General features: G+C 27.8%; 18 protein-coding genes. 2 read left to right on the forward strand and 16 right to left on the reverse strand.

The genetic code is table 11. The features are described from left to right. Positions 1-24: 24 nt before the first annotated feature. From JNUCC81_RS09730 to JNUCC81_RS09750, 5 genes are all read right to left on the reverse strand, one after another. A complete protein-coding gene (locus JNUCC81_RS09730; protein WP_454093279.1) occupies positions 25-2,292 on the reverse strand; it encodes a xanthine dehydrogenase family protein molybdopterin-binding subunit in 2,268 nt (755 codons plus the stop codon). Between the two features lies 1 nt (position 2,293). After that, positions 2,294-2,743 carry a (2Fe-2S)-binding protein gene (locus JNUCC81_RS09735; RefSeq protein ID WP_454093280.1) on the reverse strand — a complete coding sequence of 150 codons (450 nt, stop codon included), beginning with the start codon at positions 2,741-2,743 and terminating at the stop codon, positions 2,294-2,296. Next, positions 2,744-3,532: an FAD binding domain-containing protein gene (locus JNUCC81_RS09740; RefSeq protein WP_454093281.1), complete on the reverse strand. Its 789-nt coding sequence runs from the start codon at positions 3,530-3,532 to the stop codon at positions 2,744-2,746. Positions 3,533-3,733: 201 nt separating this feature from the next. Further along, entirely contained in the window at positions 3,734-4,597 is an 864-nt protein-coding gene (locus tag JNUCC81_RS09745; RefSeq protein ID WP_454093282.1) for an HD domain-containing protein, read from the reverse strand. A gap of 68 nt (positions 4,598-4,665) precedes the next feature. Further along, complete coding sequence (locus JNUCC81_RS09750) at positions 4,666-4,986, reverse strand: hypothetical protein (protein WP_454093283.1); 321 nt, start codon at positions 4,984-4,986, stop codon at positions 4,666-4,668. 202 nt (positions 4,987-5,188) lie between these two features. On the opposite strand from JNUCC81_RS09750, the gene JNUCC81_RS09755 reads away from it, so the two are divergent. Together JNUCC81_RS09755 and JNUCC81_RS09760 are read left to right on the forward strand one after the other, a co-directional pair. Continuing rightward, the gene (locus JNUCC81_RS09755) at positions 5,189-5,536 is read left to right on the forward strand and encodes a hypothetical protein (RefSeq protein ID WP_454093284.1); all 348 of its coding nucleotides are present in this window, start codon (positions 5,189-5,191) and stop codon (positions 5,534-5,536) included. A 186-nt stretch (positions 5,537-5,722) separates the two neighbouring features. Continuing rightward, the gene (locus JNUCC81_RS09760) at positions 5,723-6,442 is read left to right on the forward strand and encodes a transglycosylase domain-containing protein (protein WP_454093285.1); all 720 of its coding nucleotides are present in this window, start codon (positions 5,723-5,725) and stop codon (positions 6,440-6,442) included. A 50-nt stretch (positions 6,443-6,492) separates the two neighbouring features. On the opposite strand, the gene JNUCC81_RS09765 is transcribed toward JNUCC81_RS09760, so the two are convergent. The 11 genes from JNUCC81_RS09765 to JNUCC81_RS09815 form a co-directional block, all read right to left on the reverse strand. Next, on the reverse strand, positions 6,493-7,869 hold the full coding sequence (locus JNUCC81_RS09765; protein ID WP_454093286.1) for a cation:dicarboxylate symporter family transporter: 1,377 nt from the start codon (positions 7,867-7,869) through the stop codon (positions 6,493-6,495). 257 nt (positions 7,870-8,126) lie between these two features. Continuing rightward, on the reverse strand, positions 8,127-9,314 hold the full coding sequence (locus tag JNUCC81_RS09770; RefSeq protein WP_454093287.1) for a redoxin family protein: 1,188 nt from the start codon (positions 9,312-9,314) through the stop codon (positions 8,127-8,129). A gap of 30 nt (positions 9,315-9,344) precedes the next feature. Continuing rightward, positions 9,345-10,736, reverse strand: a complete 1,392-nt coding sequence (locus JNUCC81_RS09775) for a dihydrolipoyl dehydrogenase family protein (RefSeq protein ID WP_454093288.1) — start codon at positions 10,734-10,736, stop codon at positions 9,345-9,347. Positions 10,737-10,856: 120 nt separating this feature from the next. After that, positions 10,857-11,198 (reverse strand): winged helix-turn-helix transcriptional regulator, encoded by a 342-nt coding sequence (locus tag JNUCC81_RS09780; protein WP_454093289.1) that lies wholly within the window; start codon positions 11,196-11,198, stop codon positions 10,857-10,859. A gap of 121 nt (positions 11,199-11,319) precedes the next feature. Further along, entirely contained in the window at positions 11,320-12,201 is an 882-nt protein-coding gene (locus JNUCC81_RS09785; protein WP_454093290.1) for an NAD(P)/FAD-dependent oxidoreductase, read from the reverse strand. 153 nt (positions 12,202-12,354) lie between these two features. Then, on the reverse strand, positions 12,355-13,242 hold the full coding sequence (locus tag JNUCC81_RS09790; protein ID WP_454093291.1) for a DUF2156 domain-containing protein: 888 nt from the start codon (positions 13,240-13,242) through the stop codon (positions 12,355-12,357). A gap of 11 nt (positions 13,243-13,253) precedes the next feature. Beyond that, positions 13,254-14,198 carry a C40 family peptidase gene (locus tag JNUCC81_RS09795; RefSeq protein WP_454093292.1) on the reverse strand — a complete coding sequence of 315 codons (945 nt, stop codon included), beginning with the start codon at positions 14,196-14,198 and terminating at the stop codon, positions 13,254-13,256. A 134-nt stretch (positions 14,199-14,332) separates the two neighbouring features. Beyond that, complete coding sequence (gene trxA, locus JNUCC81_RS09800; protein WP_454093293.1) at positions 14,333-14,650, reverse strand: thioredoxin; 318 nt, start codon at positions 14,648-14,650, stop codon at positions 14,333-14,335. A 115-nt stretch (positions 14,651-14,765) separates the two neighbouring features. Further along, positions 14,766-15,083, reverse strand: a complete 318-nt coding sequence (gene trxA, locus JNUCC81_RS09805) for a thioredoxin (RefSeq protein ID WP_454093294.1) — start codon at positions 15,081-15,083, stop codon at positions 14,766-14,768. 277 nt (positions 15,084-15,360) lie between these two features. After that, a complete protein-coding gene (locus JNUCC81_RS09810) occupies positions 15,361-16,476 on the reverse strand; it encodes a 4-hydroxybutyrate dehydrogenase (RefSeq protein WP_454093295.1) in 1,116 nt (371 codons plus the stop codon). A gap of 193 nt (positions 16,477-16,669) precedes the next feature. Further along, positions 16,670-16,891, reverse strand: a complete 222-nt coding sequence (locus JNUCC81_RS09815; RefSeq protein WP_042274249.1) for an alpha/beta-type small acid-soluble spore protein — start codon at positions 16,889-16,891, stop codon at positions 16,670-16,672. Positions 16,892-16,946: the final 55 nt, after the last annotated feature.

Raw genomic sequence — 16,946 nt, forward strand, 5'->3', positions numbered from 1 at the left:
AAATATTCAGTAGCTTTTTTAACTTTACATATTATTCATTTTCATAAATATCTTTTCTGGTGTTATAGGAAGTTTATTTACTCTAACCCCCACTGCATTATATATTGCATCTTGTATTGCTGGTGCGGGGCTGTTAACAACAACTTCTCCTATTGACTTAGCTCCAAATGGTCCTGTTGGTTCATGAGTCTCTACAAAATCAACTCTTATTTTACCAACATCACATCTAGCAGGTATTTTATATTGCATAAATGTATTAGTATCCATTTGTCCATTTTCTGTGTATCTAACTTCTTCAAATAAAGCAAGTCCTATTCCCTGAACTATTCCACCTTCTGTTTGTATAGTTGCTAAGTTTTTATTTATAACAGTACCACAGTCAACTACTGCTACATAATCTATTATTTCAACATTTCCAGTTTCTTTATCTGTTTCAGTTTCAACAAATCCTGCTATAAACGGCGGAGGTGAAACTGGACTACCATGAGATGCAAACCCTATTAATTGGTTTTTATTAGGTCCAACTGTAAAATCAGTAGCAATCTCAAATACAGATATACTTTTATCCTGGCATACAACTTTATCTCCATCAAATTCAACGAATTCTTTTTCTACTTCAAGCTTTTCTGCACCTACTGTAATTATCTTATCCCTTAACTGTTGACATGCTTTAACTACAGCCATCCCAGTTACATAAGTTGTAGATGATGCATATGAACCTGGATCGTAAGGCACTATATCAGTATCCGCAGATACTACAGTTATTTTATCCATTGAAACTTCAAGTATATCACACGCCATTTGTGCAAGTATTGTATCGCTTCCTGTTCCCATATCTGTTGAACCTACATATAATGTATAGTTTCCATCATCATTTAATTTAACTTCAACTGATGATGTATCTATATTTGCAATACCAGACCCTTGCATAGTAAGTGCCATACCAACACTTCTTACTTTTCCATTTCTTAAGTCTTTAGATGGATATTTTTCATTCCATCCTATCATTTCTTTTCCTTTTTTAATACAAGCTTCTAAATCAACTGAGTTTATTGCCTTATTATAAGCAAAAGCAGTTTCGCCTTCTTTTACTATGTTTTTAAGTCTTAGTTCAGTTGGATCCATATTTAATTTATTAGCTAGCATATTTACTGTTGATTCAACTGCAAAACAACCTTGAGTAGCTCCATATCCTCTAAATGCTCCAGCTGGCATTTTATTAGTATAAACTACGTAACCTTTAAATCTTGATGCTTCTAATTTATTGTATAAAGGCATTGTTTTTTCTCCAACTAATCCAAATGTTGTTGAAGCATGTTCTCCATATGCCCCTGTATCTGAAAGTGCATCTATATCTATAACTTTTATTACACCATCTTTTGTAGCACCTATTTTTACATTTAATTTCATGGCATGTCTACTATTTGAACAGTTAAAGGTCTCATGTCTATCATAAATTAATTTAGCAGGCTTTTTAGTTTTTAAAGTAACTAGTGCACTAAATATTTCTACACATGCAGTTTGCTTACCACCAAAACCTCCACCTATTCTAGGCTTGATAACTCTTATTTTACTAGATGGCATATTTAAAGCACGTGATAAATGTCTTCTTACATGAAAAGGTATTTGAGTTGAACTAACTACCACTAACCTTCCCATATGGTCTAAGTAGTTATATGCTCTATATGTTTCCATCATAGCCTGTGCCTGCGCTTGTGTGTAGTAAGTTTCTTCAACTACTACATCACAAGATTTTATTACTTCTTCTATATTACCTTTTTCATATTTATGAGTTGAAACTATGTTTCTTTCTCTTTGCATTCCTATATCAAAATTGCAATGGCGCTCTTCTTCATGTACTATAACTTTATTATCTATAGCAGTTTCAAAATCTATAACTGCATCTAAAACTTCATATTCTACTTTTATCATTTTAAGCGCTTTATTCGCGCTTTTTTCATCTATTGCAGCCACTATTGCTACTTCATCCCCTACATATCTAACTCTATCTTCAAGTATTAATCTATCATATGGAGATGGTTCTGGATATGATTGACCAGCTAGAGTAAATCTAGTACCTGGAACATCTTTATATGTTAATACGCATTCTACGCCAGGAACTAATAATGCTCTTTTTGTATCTATATTCTTTATTTTTGCATTAGCATAAGGACTTCTAAGTATTTTTACTATTAAAGCATCCTTAGATGATAAATCATCAGTATAAACTGGTTTCCCCGTTGCGATTGCTAAACCATCAGTTTTTGGTACACTTTTTCCTATTAAACTCATATTACTTTACCCCCAGATAAGTTTTGATTGCTCTTAGCTGACCCATATACCCTGTACATCTACATAGATTTCCAGTTAAATAATGTATTATATCTTCTTCTGTTGGATTTTCTAATTCTTCCTTCATTGCAAGAACAGTCATTATAAATCCTGGTGAACAGAATCCACATTGTTCTGCACCTTCACTTACTAATATCTTAGCAAATTCTTCTGCTTCTTTTTCTAACCCTTCTATTGTTACTATTTCTTTATTTAAAGCTCTAACTGTCAAAGTTGCACAAGATAGCGTTGGCTTTTTGTCTATCCATATAGAACAAAGTCCACAACACCCTGTATCACATCCTCTTTTAACACTTAAGTTACCTAATTTTCTAAGTGTATCAACAAGATATTCATCACAATCTATATCAACTTTTCTTTTTTTTCCATTTACTTTAAGTTCTACTAACACTTAGATTACCTCCATTATTGCTCTTTTTATAAGCACCTTAGCCATAGCATATCTATATTCTTTAGATGCTCTCATATTAGATCCAAATATTAATTCATCTACTGCAATTTGAGCTGATTTTTCTATGTTTTCTTCAGTTAATTTATTAGATGATAAAAATTCACTAGCACCATTTGCAACTACTGCCCTTTGTGGTCTAGCCCCAACACATATTTTAAATATATCATCTATTTTTGAAACAGATACGTTTACTAATGGATAATCACTTTTAGCATTTCTTAAAGATTTATATGAGGCTTTTTTATTATTTTTCTTTATATAAACTTTAGTTAATAAGTCTTTTTCATATTCTTTATTTAAAAACTCATCTAAAGATATTCTTCCACCTTTATATAACTCCACTTCCGTATCTAAAGAAAGTAATGCTACTATTAAATCAGAGAATCCATATTTAGAAAATACAGTCCCTCCTATAGTAACTACATTTCTAAATTGAACACCTATTATATCGGCTACAGAATTTGCTACTATGTCTCCAAAATTATTTTTTATTATAGAACTTGTTTCTAGACTTCTAAGAGTTGTCATAGCACCAATTTCTATATATTCTTCATCTTCTTTTATGTAATCTAATCCTAGGCTAGATAATTCTATACCTGTACCTATTCTTTTTTTCCCCATTCTTAAAAATCCACTACCACCTATTAGTTGATTATTTTTTCTTTTAGTTAGCAATGAGTATGCTTCTTCTACTGTAGTTGGCTGTGCAATATCTATAAGCGTAAACATACTTTCCTCCCTTAATGTATTTATTTTAAACACATATAATTATATCATATCTTGTATTATTTCCTAGATGAAATGCGAATAATAACTAACATTTTTATTATTTTTGTATTTTATGTACGTATTTTTGTTGTTTTTTAATGGATTTTATCTACTCGGAATTTGTAAATTATAAAAATGCAGAATCATCTACATTTTTATAATTTATAAATAAAGCCTTGTATCTAATTTTCTTTCATATTCAGACCAATTATCTTTTTCGCAACTTTCCTTAAGTTGATTTATTTTATTTAAAGTTGCGTCTATACTATCTGCATAGTTTAATATAAATGACTCTTCCATATTTGCAGCTTTTGGAGAACCATATTCTATTTTTCCATGATGTTGAGTTATACAACCCTTAACTCTTCTTATAAAATCTTCACTAAATACATTACCACATTCCCTTAATGCTCTATCTATCATTTGAACACCGATTACAATATGCCCTTCTAATTCACCTTCTAATGTATACTTAAAGGGTCCTTCATAGAAAAGCTCATGTATTTTACCTATATCATGAAGTTTTGCACTTAAAATCGCTATTTCTGGTCGCCTACAATGATAAATTTCGCAAAATATTTGAGTTAAATGCATTACATGAAGAGTATGTTCTGCTAAACCACCTATATAATTATGATGCATAGATACTCCACCTATGCACTTTTTAAATTTTGCTAGAAACTCTTCATCTTTAAAAAAATAATCATTTAATTTAACTGCTTGAGGTGATGTAATATACTCTTTACTTATTTCTTCTATCTCATCCATAATATCTTCTATTGGCATTTTAGAAGTTGGAAGATAGTCCTCTAGCTTATAGTCTGTTATTATTTTATAATTTGAAACATCAACTATATATTCATTATTATCTTCTATTTCTATTACTTGTCCTATATCTAACTTTCCTTTATTTGCAAGCTTTGCTTTTATATATCCATTTTTATCACTCAATGAATATACGGTTTTATTTCCATCCTTATATAAACGTTTCATTATCATAAGAGTTCTTTTTGTTTTATTACTCATAGCATATACTCCATTTCATCTTATTTAGATTTAGTATGTGCTAAATTTGTAATTTTAAAATCTACTATTTACTTATCTTGCTGTAATTTTTGTAAAAGTTCTAATGCTTTTTCTTTAGTAGTAAGTGTAAGTTTAGCATCATCTGTCAAACTTTCGCCTACATATTTTTTATTTACAAAGTCTGCTCCATTTTTTATCTTAATAAAATATGGTTTTTTAGCGTTAGATTTTGTAATTGTAGTATATGATATAATATCTTTTTCATTATCATAATTCCATACTTGTATTGATGTAGATATACCTTGAAGTGTTTCAAATTCAGAAATTATATGTACAGATTCTACTTCCCCATTTATTAATTTTTTCATCTCATCTTTACATAATCCCATAATAGTTCCCCCTATTTTTATGACTATATAAAATAATTATATCACTACTTATACTTAATATTAATTAAATAAAGTTTATCTTTTTTCCTTTCCAATTCTCTTATATTTAAATTATTAAATCTATAATTTATATAATTCATGATATAATGTTTCTTAAATTAAAAAAATCTTTATTATCTTTATTTGAAGGGAAGTAATTAATATGTATAAAATAAATAATAAATCAGAGCTACAAACTGCTCTTAAGAATAAAAAAAGTCATATTATAATTAATGATGAGAAAATTATTAAAACTTTAAAACCTCTTAATAATATTGTTATAAGTGACTCTAATAGAAATAGATGTAAATATACTTTAGAAAAATCTCTTGATGGTGCTGCATTTTTAAGCTCAATAGGATTTGCCCCTATGATTTCTGAATTGTCAGGTGTTAATTTTTTAAGTGCTATGGGTATAATATCTAGCATTGGTCTTCATGAAACTTTGACTATATTTTCTGAGTATAGTATTAAGTATAAAGTTAATGAAATTATACTATCTAGGATATAATTCCTCTATAGTTGACTTTAAATAGTTACTCAACCTTAAATCAATTTTAACTTTATATGTCAAAATTGTAATATAAATTTAAGTTATATTTAAGGATTTTTGTCTAAAATCCGTGTATAATATCTTTATAAAACAAATAGATATAAAAATAAGTTACACATGACATAGATTAAAGGAGTATCTATTATGAAAAAATCAATTAAGATTTTAGCACTATCAATAGCATCTCTAATGATACTTTTATGCGTATCGGTAGGGGGCACTGTTATAGATGGCTACAATAAATATAAAGAAGTAATAAGCTCTATAAGTTTAGAGGAAAAAGTAAATGAAATTAAAAGTGATAAGGACTACACATCCATTGAAAAAATAGATAAAGATTTTTTAGATGGAATTGTATCAGTTGAAGACCATAGATTTTATAAACATGGTGGTCTAGATTTTATATCAATTTTAAGAGCAACAATAAATAATGTTGTTGAAGGTAAAATAGTTCAAGGTGGAAGCACTATAACTCAGCAACTAGCAAAAAATATCTACTTAGATTCAGACAAAAACCTTTCTAGAAAAATATCAGAAGTATTTTTAGCTAATGACCTTGAAAAAAGTTATTCTAAAGATGAAATACTTGAAATGTATGTAAATATCATAAATTATGGTGATAATTATATAGGTATAAAAGAAGCTAGTGAAGGTTACTTTGGCACTGAGCCTAATAATTTAGATTTAAATGAAGCATCTATTTTAGCAGGGCTTCCTCAATCTCCAAATGGATACGCTTTAAGTAGTCATTATAATAAAGCTATGGCTCGTCAAAAAGTTGTACTAGAGGCAATGAATAAAAATGATGTTTTGGAGCACAGTAATGAATACTATGTATTAGGCGATGTTGATTATAGAATATAAATTAAGTAATTTATATAATAAAAACTACTGATAATAAAATCAGTAGTTTTTTATTTGTCATATTTTATATTATTTTTATCTATTTTATTAAATGAATTTGCAACAGTCACTGCTGATGTCATACTACCATTTACATTAAGCATAGTACGACCCATATCTAATATAGGGTCTATAGCTAATATACCTCCTGCAAGTGGGAAATATGCTCCCATTCCCATACCTGATATTACAACTGATACAGCCATAGAAGCTGTTCCTGGTATTCCAGCTATTCCTAGCGAACTAATTGTCACTACAATTATTAACATTGCATAGAAACTAAAGTCCATAGGCGTACCCGACATATTTGCAATAGTTACTGCCATTAATGATGGATAAATACCTGCACATCCATTCATCCCCATATTAGAACCTAAACTAGTTACAAAACTTGCTATACCTTCATCTACCTTAACATTATCAGTTAGAGCTTCTATAGTTACAGGAAGTGTACCTACACTTGATCTTGATGTAAATGCCAGTATAAGAGGTTTTGAAACATTTTTTATATATTTTATAGGATTCATACCATTTAAACTTATTATAATTAAATGTATTATAAACATTATAAATACACTTATATATAAAGCTATTATAAAGTCTATTACACCAAATATAGAACTAATTCCACGACCTACTATTGTATTTGCCATAAGAGCTATAACTGCGTATGGCATAAACTTTATAACAGTTATAGATACACTAACAATTATTTTATAAAAAGCTTCTATTAAATCTACAAAAGGCTTTATTACATCCGAATATTTTTTATTTAATCTTTTTATAGCTAAACCAATAAATGCTGCAAATATTACTACTGCTACTATATTAGCATCAGCCATTGCTTTTACTGGATTTGATGGTAATAAACTTCTTAGTGTATCTACTACTGGAGTTATCTCTTTCATCTCATCACTAGCTACTGCTACTTGTTGCCCAACTCCTAATTTAAATAAATTACCTATAATAATTCCGATAATTGCTGCTACTGCTGTTGTACCAAGTAACATTATTATTGTTCTTAAAGTCAATTTATTTATATCTTCGCCTTCTTTTAAATTCATAATAACTCTTATTATCGATACAAATACAAGTGGTACTACAAGCATTTTTAATATATCCATAAATCCGTATCCTATAAGTCCATACCACTTGTTTACTTCATTTAACCATGTTATAGTACTTGGATCTTTAGGAAATCTTGCTATACACTGAATTACCACCCCTAGTCCTATACCTAATAAAGTTGATATTATCATCAACTTTGTGAAATTTACCTTTTTACTTAACTTTTTAGTTATAAAGAATAGTCCTATTAATATTACTATTGAAACTAATGTTAATATATTTGTTACCATAAGAAATTGTGAAAAAAATGTTGAGTTCATATTGCTTCCTCCTTTCATAATGTCTAATTTATATATTTTATTCTTCTTTACTTTGAATAAATGATGTTATAAAACCTAAAGCTGATATGATTATTGATACATATAATAAATTATTATTTTCATCAATAGGACATGTTCCTGGGGGCATACTTTTTCTGCTATAATATAGCACATATAAACTATACAGGGATAATAATATCCCTGTATTCATTAAATAATTACTAAGCTTTTTTATATTTATCTTCATAAAATCACCTTTATCTAAAGCTTTCTATAAGTTGTTTCATAGTTTCTTTATTCATTGCTCCTGGGACATATTGAGTTATATATCCTTCTTTATCTATTATAAATGTTGATGGGAATGCATTTATTCCATATTGGTAGACTAAACTTCCACCATCATCAAATGCTACTGGGAAAGTATGACCTTCTTTAGTTAAGAAGCTTTTTATATGTTCTTGACTACCTTCATTTCCTAAATTCGGAGATGCTACTCCAAGTATTACAACATCATCATTATTTTTATTGTACTCTTTATATAATTCTTCTATATATGGCATTTCTTCTCTACAAGGAGGACACCATGTAGCCCAGAAATTTAAAAATATAGTTTTTCCTTTATAATCACTTAATTTATGTTCTTTTCCATATTGGTCATATAAATTGAAATCTAAAGCTTTTACTTTCTCACTATTTTCTTTATCATTTTGATTTTGGTTGTTTTCAACTTTACTTTTATTTGATGCATTGAAATGATTAATAGTTCCATCAAATCCATTTGCAAACATAACTAACCCTGATACTATAAGTATAACTCCACCAATTTTTTTAATTACATCCATATAGTTTTTTATTTTATCTATTGTTTTGAACAATTTATTATAAAATAATGATACTAGTATAAAAGGTAGTATAAAGCCTATAGTATAAACTGCTATAAGTAAATTTGACGTAGCTACACTATTAGAACTTGATGACATTATAAGCACAGATGCAAGTATCGGTCCTATACATGGCGTCCATCCAAAGCTAAATGTAAATCCTAATAAAAATGATGAAATAGGATTCATTTCCTTAGCTTTCATATTAAATCTTTTTTCTCTATTTAATAAAGATGATTTGATAAGACCCATATAAAACATACCCATAAAGACTATAACAAGACCACCAATTGACATTATTATATCCTTATTAGTATTAAAAAATGAGCTTAAAGCATTTACTGATGATCCTAATATAAAGAATGTAGTTGATATACCTAATGTAAAGAATAAGGTATTTTTAAACAGTAAACTACTTGTAAATCTAGTACGTTCATCTTTTAAATTGTTTATACTACTGTTTGATAGCATACTTAAGTATATTGGTAGTATAGGCAATATACACGGCGAGAAAAAGGATAATATTCCTTCTAAAAACACCACAACTAAGTTTATTTTTTCCATTATATACTCCTCTAAATTATTAATTTAATACTATACTTCTTTTATCATCGCTGATGATAATATATCATTAAGAGATTCTGTCATAGTTGGGTGTGCATATATTCTATCTCTTAAATAAGTGTATTTAACGTCTAAATCTATTGCTAATTGTATAAGATGAATCATTTCACTAGATTCATGGGCAATCATAGTAGCACCTAAAACTTTTTCACTATCTTTATCTATTACTATTTTTATAAAACCCTCAGTTTTTCCTATTTGCTTAGCTCTTGGTATAGCTTCTGTAGCCATTTTTGCCACTAATACATTGTAACCTTTTTCTTTAGCTTCTTTTATATTTAATCCCACCCTAGAGAATGCTGGGTCTATAAACAGTGCACTTGGAACATTCTTTCTATCACTAGTTTTTCTACTTTTATCTCCAAATAATTGGTCAATTATTACACGATAATCATCTAATGATATATAAGTAAATTGTGGTCCACCGTTTATATCACCTAATGCCCATATATTTTTTACATTTGTTTCTAATACATCATTTACTTTTATAAATCCTCTAGTGTCTAACTTTATACCCGCATTTTCTAACTTTAATCCTTCAGTATTTGCTTTTCTACCTGTAGCCACTAAAACTATATCGCTTGATAACTCTTTTTCTTCACCATTTTGTATATATACTAACTTAGCTAATTTATTTTCTTCTATTATTTCTTTTATAGATACTTCATTTATAAATCTTACATTTCTTTTTTGTAATATATTTATTATTTCATTAGTATCTTCTTCATCTTCTTTAGGTAATATAGTGCTATGAGTATTTATAACAGTTACTTGACTTCCAAATGAACTATATATGCCTGCAAACTCTAAACCTATAAAGCCTGCACCTATTATAGTCATTTTTTTAGGTAATTCTTTTAAATTCATTATAGTTTCATTTGTATGAACTATATTAGAATTTTCGATTCCTGCTATATTCGGGATAAATGGTTTTGATCCTGTATTTATAAATATTTTTTTCCCTTCTAATAAAAGAGTTTCTCCATCTATCGTGTTAACTTCAACAGTTCTTTCATCTACAAATGAACCTTGTCCTGTGAATATAGTTATATTTTCATTTGAATTTAATTTATTATAATTAGCATTTCTTAATTTAGTAATTAAAGTTTCTTTTTTGTTTATTGATTCTTCATATTTAACTTTCATTTTATCATATTCATTTATATTTTCTCTTCTTATTATACTAGCTTCATTTTCTAAAATCTTAGTAGGTATACATGCTTGATTTATACAAGTTCCTCCATACATTTTTGAAGACCTTTCTATTAAAGCTACTTTTTGTCCCCTATTAGCTAAGTCTCCAGCTAATGTTTTTCCACCTTTTCCAAATCCTATTATTATGGCATCAAATTTCTTTGTCATATTAATCAACCCTTCCTTACTATATAATATTTCGTATTTATCTTATACATATAATATAGCAAGGAAGGGTCTTGGTCTCAATTAGGCACTTTTTTGTAACTACCCTTAGTATTCAATTTTTTATTTACCACAAGCAAGGTTACTATTGCTCCAATAAATCATTGTCTCCATAATAGGAAGTAATGCTAATCCTGATTCACTCAGGTAATAAGTAGATTCCACAGCATTATTGCTTATTTTTTTATCATTAACTACAATGTCATTATTTATTAATAATTCAAGTTGTTGTGTTAGCATCTTTTTACTACATCCTTCAAGGCTTCTTTGTAACTCTCCAAATCTAACTTTTTTATTTTGAAGCTCCCATATTATTCCTGCAACCCATTTTTTCCCTAATATACTAGATAAAGCTTCCACTGGACAATCATATATTATTTCATCTATACTATACATGTTTTGCATTTTATATCCTCCCATTTAATTAACTTTGTCATTTATTAATTTTTTATATTATACCATTTGTAAGTTAGTTTTCAAATAAAAAACTCATTAGCAAAGTGCCAATGAGTTTTTGTTAATTATATTAAGCGTTTACAGCCATTTTATTTTTAATCCTTTTTTTATCTAAGTATGAAATAGCACTAGATACTGCAGTTTGACCTTGCCCTGCTGATTTTAAATATTGATATGGCTTACCAGCACAATCTCCTGCCACATATAAACCTTCAATATTAGTCTTCATGTCTTTATCACATTTTATATGAGGTTCTTCAACTTCTAATCCTGGAACCATATATTTTGGAGAAACACTATCTTTTATTATAAAAATACCATCTATATCTAGTTCACTATTTTTTAATACTAATTTATTAGCTAATTTATCTCCCTTTATTTCTACTGGTCTATCTTCCATTATATTTATACTGTCATTAAGCTTACTTTCTAATTTATACATAGGTATATAAGTAACACTTTTTGCTATTTCACTTAAAAAGTTTGCTTCTTCTTCTGCTTCATGATTATGTCCTATTATTGCAACATCTTTATTTCTATATAGCATTGCGTCACATGTTGCACAGTATCCTACACCTTTTCCTAAAAATTCTTCTTCACCTTTTAACATTTTTCCATACTCTACACCAGTTGCTAATACAACTGTAGTCGCTTCATACATATCATCACCACAAGTTATTGCAAAGTACTCACCCATACTGTATATATTGTTAACTCTTTTTTCAGTTATTTCTATACCCATCTCATCTATATGCTCTTTAAATTTATTTTTTAAGTTTAATCCACTTATATTATTAATACCTAAGTAGTTATCTATTGATGGCGCTTTTACAAGCTTTGCACTTATATTGTCATTTCCAAATACAATTATGTTTTTATTTCTAATTTTTGCATTTACTGCTGCTGCAAGTCCTGCAGGACCACTACCAACTATTGCTATATCATATCTCATAATTTCACCTATTGTCTAATTACATTAATTAGCCTTTCTTTAGTTAATTTATATATTGACTATAACAATTGTCTTTATATCCAACAATTAGGCACTTATTAGTAACCTAATTTATATAAATAAAAAAGAGCATAGATATATGCTCTTTTTTATTTATAACACTGTTATTGTGTATTTTTCAGTAAATTTTATTGGATGATATGAAAGCTTTGCTTTTCTAAGACCTTCTATTCCTAAATCTTCTTCTCTATTTATAAGCTTAGCTTCATTAAATTCATTAACTATAAATTGTTGATTAATATATTGATATAAACCTCTAATATCTTGATTGGCTTTTTCAATGTGTATTAATGCCATATCATCAGTCAGTATTTCACCTATAGAAAATGATTGTAATTTATTATCAATATATATTCCTCCAACTTTTATTTTATCTTTTAAATATTTATAGTTTTTAAATATTTTGTCTATAGCTTTTTTTTCAGTTTCTAATTCTTTATCTATTTCTTTATTATCCATCCAACTATCTAATAATTCTATACATTCATTAAAATTACTTTCGTTTAATGATTTATATTCAATATTATCATACTCTTTTAAAAAATAATTTAAGTGGTTTCTTTTCTTTTGATTTTTCTTTCCGACTAAAGTTCTTAAACTTTCACCTTCATAAACATAATCAAAATTATCCCTATCTTCCATATAATTAAATTTATTTGGATATTCACTTTCTATATAATCTATAAAATCTTTTGTTATTGCTTTTAAAATTAGTTTTTTATTATTCTCTTTAAAATAATTGAGTATAAAATGCATAGCATACTCTATATTATCTTTAGATACAAGTGGTTGTATGAAGAAAAATTTTCCCTCATACTCTCCAGATATTATTATAAATTTTTCTTCTTGGTAGTATTTTATATTATATAAGTCTTTCCACATATATAAAGTCGTAAAACAATATTCACAGGCTTCATAATCTACTAAATCAAAATATTTATCAATTATTTTTTTCGACTCTATATCTATTAATTTAAACATGTTTCCTCCATCTATATTATCCTTTTAGCTCCAACATATGCCTTTTGCCAATAAGATGCGTTTATATCTACTTTTTTTACTACACCTTTAGAATTAGGGGCATGTATCATTTTACCTTCTCCTACATAGATTCCAACATGAGTTACTCTTCCACTTCCATCTGTACTAGAAAAAATTAAATCTCCAGGTTGTAAATTCGATTGACTTACAGATTTTCCTGCTTTATATTGATCTCTTGATACTCTCGGTGTTTTTATTCCATGTTGACCATATACATAATGAACTAGCCCAGAACAGTCAAAACTATTTGGTCCTTCTGCTCCCCATACATATGGCTTTCCTAATTGTTCATGAGCTTTTTTTACTATTGCTTGTACTTTATTTAATTGAGGTTTTGATTCATTATCAGATTCCGCTGGTTTATTATTGCTTTCTACTTTATATAAATTTATATAATCAGAACTTGCCCATCCTACCTGTCCATTTGATAATTTTACTTTGTACCATCCATTACTTTTTTCTAATAGATTAACAACTTGCCCGTTACTTAGTTTAGTAATTATCGAAGAATTCGTTGAGGCTTCTTTTCTTAAGTTTAACTTTGAACTAACATTTACTTTACCTTTTTGTCCAGACAAACTTACTGAGTTATTCTGTACTGTGTCATTCGAGTTTGAATTAGTTTGTGATATTTTTATATAATTAGAACTTGCCCATCCTAATTTTCCATTTGATAACTTTACCTTATGCCACCCATTATTATTTTCTATAATACTTACTTTTTCAGACTTTTTTGCTTTATATATTACATTGTAATCTGTGCTAGGTCCAGTTCTTATATTTAAAACACTTGTGTTTACTATTCCTTCTTGATTATTAGCATATGTATAAGGTATTGATATAGCAGTACCCACTATTGCCAGGCCTGCTGAAATCTTTATATTTTTACTTATCATGGTCCTTCTCCTTATGTCTATTTTGTGTCTATTAACAATATATCAAATTAGATGCTATTATTTAATAAGTTACTTTTTAGTAACTAGCATATATAAAATAAAAAAACTCATTTATTTAAATGAGTTTTTTTATTTTATAAGTATGATTCTATTTTGTTTTTTAAGTTTTCTTTAGGTATAAATCCTACTAGTCTATCCATTTCTTTTCCTTCTTTAAATACTATTACTGTTGGTACTGTACTTACTTGGAATCTTTCTGCTAATTCCATACTTTGATCTATGTCAACTTTTAAAAAGTCTGCTTCATTTTCCATATCATTTCCTAATGATTCAAATACTGGCGATAACATTTTACATGGTCCACACCAAGTTGCAAAGAAGTCTACTACTACTATCCCATTTTTATCTTCTACTCTATTTGAAAACTCATTTGTTTTTATTATTTGTGCCATAATGATCACTCTCCTATAGTTTTTGATTTATTTTTCTCTCTATAATTAGATTACTACTATATATATCTCTATTCAACTAGGCACTTTTTTGTAACTAGTTAAATTACATTTTATCTTATAAGTATGACTCTACTTTGTTTTTTAAGTTTTCTTTAGGTATAAATCCTACTAATCTATCCATTTCTTTTCCTTCTTTAAATACTATTACTGTTGGTACTGTAGTTACTTGGAATTTTTCTGCTAATTCCATACTTTGATCTATATCAACTTTTAAAAAGTCTGCTTCATTTTCCATATCATTTCCTAATGATTCAAATACTGGTGATAACATTTTGCATGGTCCACACCAAGTTGCAAAGAAGTCTACTACTACTATCCCATCTTTATTTTCAACTCTATTTAAAAATTCATTTGTTTTTATTATTTGTGCCATAAGGTTCACTCTCCTATAATTTTTAATTTATTCTTCTTTATGTAATAATATTAATACTGTATGTTTTCTTATGCAATTAGGTACTTTTTTGTAACTATCTAACACATTATTTTAAGTTTTATATTATTCCAAAATCATAATATCTTATTTTTATACTTATACCCCTTATAGACTATATTAATTATTTTTTTATTATTTATATATGTCCTAATATATTGTATAAAAATAAGTCTGAACTTAAACTCAGACCTATTTTGTATGTAATCTTTATATAATTTTAAAATAGTCTTCTATAAATACCTGCAAGTTCCTCTTCTGAAAATTGAACATATCCTTGACTAAGTAATCTTTGTTGATTTTCAACAATACTTGCTGCAAAGCTTTCTATATCTTCTTCTTTCATTCCATACTCTCTTAAATTCTTTCTAGTTATAATCTTATCTAATAATTCTTCAATTTTTTCATATACTTCATGAACATCACAATCTAATATATTGCTTAAAAGATCATTTAGTATTTTTATCTTTCCATTTGGATTTTTAGAATTGTATTCTTTAAATACAGCTATAAAGAATAAATAATTAGCTTCACCATGAGGCACATGATAACATCCACTTAAAGGATAACTCATAGCATGTACTGCTCCATTACTAGCATTACTAAATGCTATTCCTGCTAAATTACTTGCTGTAAGAAATTGGTCAAGGATTGAGAATCGTGCATCTTTACCATTTTTTGCAATTTTTTTGAATCCTTCTAAAATCATTTCCATTGCTTGTTTGCTAAATACTTCAGTATACATATTTGCTTTTGGTGACATAAATGATTCTATTGCATGAATAAGTGCATCAATTGCACTTGTAGCGAAAAATTTATATGGAAGGTCCGTTAAAAGTTCCGGAATAAGAACAGCATAATCTGGATATAGCTCGTCTATAGCTAGACCGAATTTAGAATTTAATTTTGTCATCTCTGTAACACTTATATTTGAAACTTCTGATCCTGCTCCACATGTAGTTGGAATCGCTATTAATTGTCTTACTTTTTGAAGAGGAATTCTTTTATTAAAAATATCATCAGCAGATTTTCCATCTTTTAATACAAGTATTTTTGCCATATCAATTACTGCACCGCCACCAATTGCAATAATTCTTTTACAGTTACTTTTATTAAAATCTTCAAGTAAACTGTCCATCATTATATCTGTAGGCTCTCCGGCTCCATATTTATTTTTATATATTACAGTTGCTTTTATATCTAATAAACCAAAGTATTTTTCATAAAGTCTCTTACTCACAAGTATAAAATCATCTTCTCCTATTTGAAATTCTTCTACAAATTCTTTTGTACTACTAAATTTTTGTACATTTGTTTTTTCCATAAATAATTTCATTGTTATTCTCCTTATATATTACTATTTACTTATTTAAAATTTGAGGATTATTATTTAGTAATTTATAGCTATTATTTTTATTAATAACATAACCATTTTATCATAATTTACAAAATATTACTTCTGGCTTTTTAATAAAGTAAAGTAATTAAAAATATGGTAGAGATTTTTCTCTACCATATTTTTATTGATATTATTCTTGACCACCATATCTTCTAAGCAGTTCTTTTTCTCCCATTTCAACTAACTTTCTGCTCATAGCTCCACCAACGCGCCCACCTATTTGACCATTTTGTTGAGCAGTTTTACTTGCTCCATTTATATTATTCATATCCATTCCTATTTCATTTGCTATTTCTAGCTTCATTTGATTTAAGGCTTGTTTTGCATTTGGATTTGCTGGTTTATTTGACATAAATAACCTCCTAAAGTTTATGAAATTTAATGTTTTAAATTTCTATTATAATTTG

This window comes from Faecalimicrobium sp. JNUCC 81 (assembly GCF_053667625.1).

What these genes read in the sequence shown, in the direction of transcription:
- JNUCC81_RS09745 (WP_454093282.1), bottom strand. Translation starts at nt 4,597, where the DNA reads ATGAGTAATAAAACAAAAAGAACTCTTATGATAATGAAACGTTTATAT.
- JNUCC81_RS09770 (WP_454093287.1), bottom strand. Translation starts at nt 9,314, where the DNA reads ATGGAAAAAATAAACTTAGTTGTGGTGTTTTTAGAAGGAATATTATCC.
- JNUCC81_RS09730 (WP_454093279.1), bottom strand. Translation starts at nt 2,292, where the DNA reads ATGAGTTTAATAGGAAAAAGTGTACCAAAAACTGATGGTTTAGCAATC.
- JNUCC81_RS09740 (WP_454093281.1), bottom strand. Translation starts at nt 3,532, where the DNA reads ATGTTTACGCTTATAGATATTGCACAGCCAACTACAGTAGAAGAAGCA.
- JNUCC81_RS09785 (WP_454093290.1), bottom strand. Translation starts at nt 12,201, where the DNA reads ATGAGATATGATATAGCAATAGTTGGTAGTGGTCCTGCAGGACTTGCA.
- JNUCC81_RS09755 (WP_454093284.1), top strand. Translation starts at nt 5,189, where the DNA reads ATGTATAAAATAAATAATAAATCAGAGCTACAAACTGCTCTTAAGAAT.
- JNUCC81_RS09760 (WP_454093285.1), top strand. Translation starts at nt 5,723, where the DNA reads ATGAAAAAATCAATTAAGATTTTAGCACTATCAATAGCATCTCTAATG.
- JNUCC81_RS09750 (WP_454093283.1), bottom strand. Translation starts at nt 4,986, where the DNA reads ATGGGATTATGTAAAGATGAGATGAAAAAATTAATAAATGGGGAAGTA.
- JNUCC81_RS09765 (WP_454093286.1), bottom strand. Translation starts at nt 7,869, where the DNA reads ATGAACTCAACATTTTTTTCACAATTTCTTATGGTAACAAATATATTA.
- JNUCC81_RS09810 (WP_454093295.1), bottom strand. Translation starts at nt 16,476, where the DNA reads ATGAAATTATTTATGGAAAAAACAAATGTACAAAAATTTAGTAGTACA.
- JNUCC81_RS09775 (WP_454093288.1), bottom strand. Translation starts at nt 10,736, where the DNA reads ATGACAAAGAAATTTGATGCCATAATAATAGGATTTGGAAAAGGTGGA.
- JNUCC81_RS09790 (WP_454093291.1), bottom strand. Translation starts at nt 13,242, where the DNA reads ATGTTTAAATTAATAGATATAGAGTCGAAAAAAATAATTGATAAATAT.
- JNUCC81_RS09795 (WP_454093292.1), bottom strand. Translation starts at nt 14,198, where the DNA reads ATGATAAGTAAAAATATAAAGATTTCAGCAGGCCTGGCAATAGTGGGT.
- JNUCC81_RS09815 (WP_042274249.1), bottom strand. Translation starts at nt 16,891, where the DNA reads ATGTCAAATAAACCAGCAAATCCAAATGCAAAACAAGCCTTAAATCAA.
- JNUCC81_RS09780 (WP_454093289.1), bottom strand. Translation starts at nt 11,198, where the DNA reads ATGCAAAACATGTATAGTATAGATGAAATAATATATGATTGTCCAGTG.
- trxA (WP_454093294.1), bottom strand. Translation starts at nt 15,083, where the DNA reads ATGGCACAAATAATAAAAACAAATGAATTTTTAAATAGAGTTGAAAAT.
- trxA (WP_454093293.1), bottom strand. Translation starts at nt 14,650, where the DNA reads ATGGCACAAATAATAAAAACAAATGAGTTTTCAAATAGAGTAGAAGAT.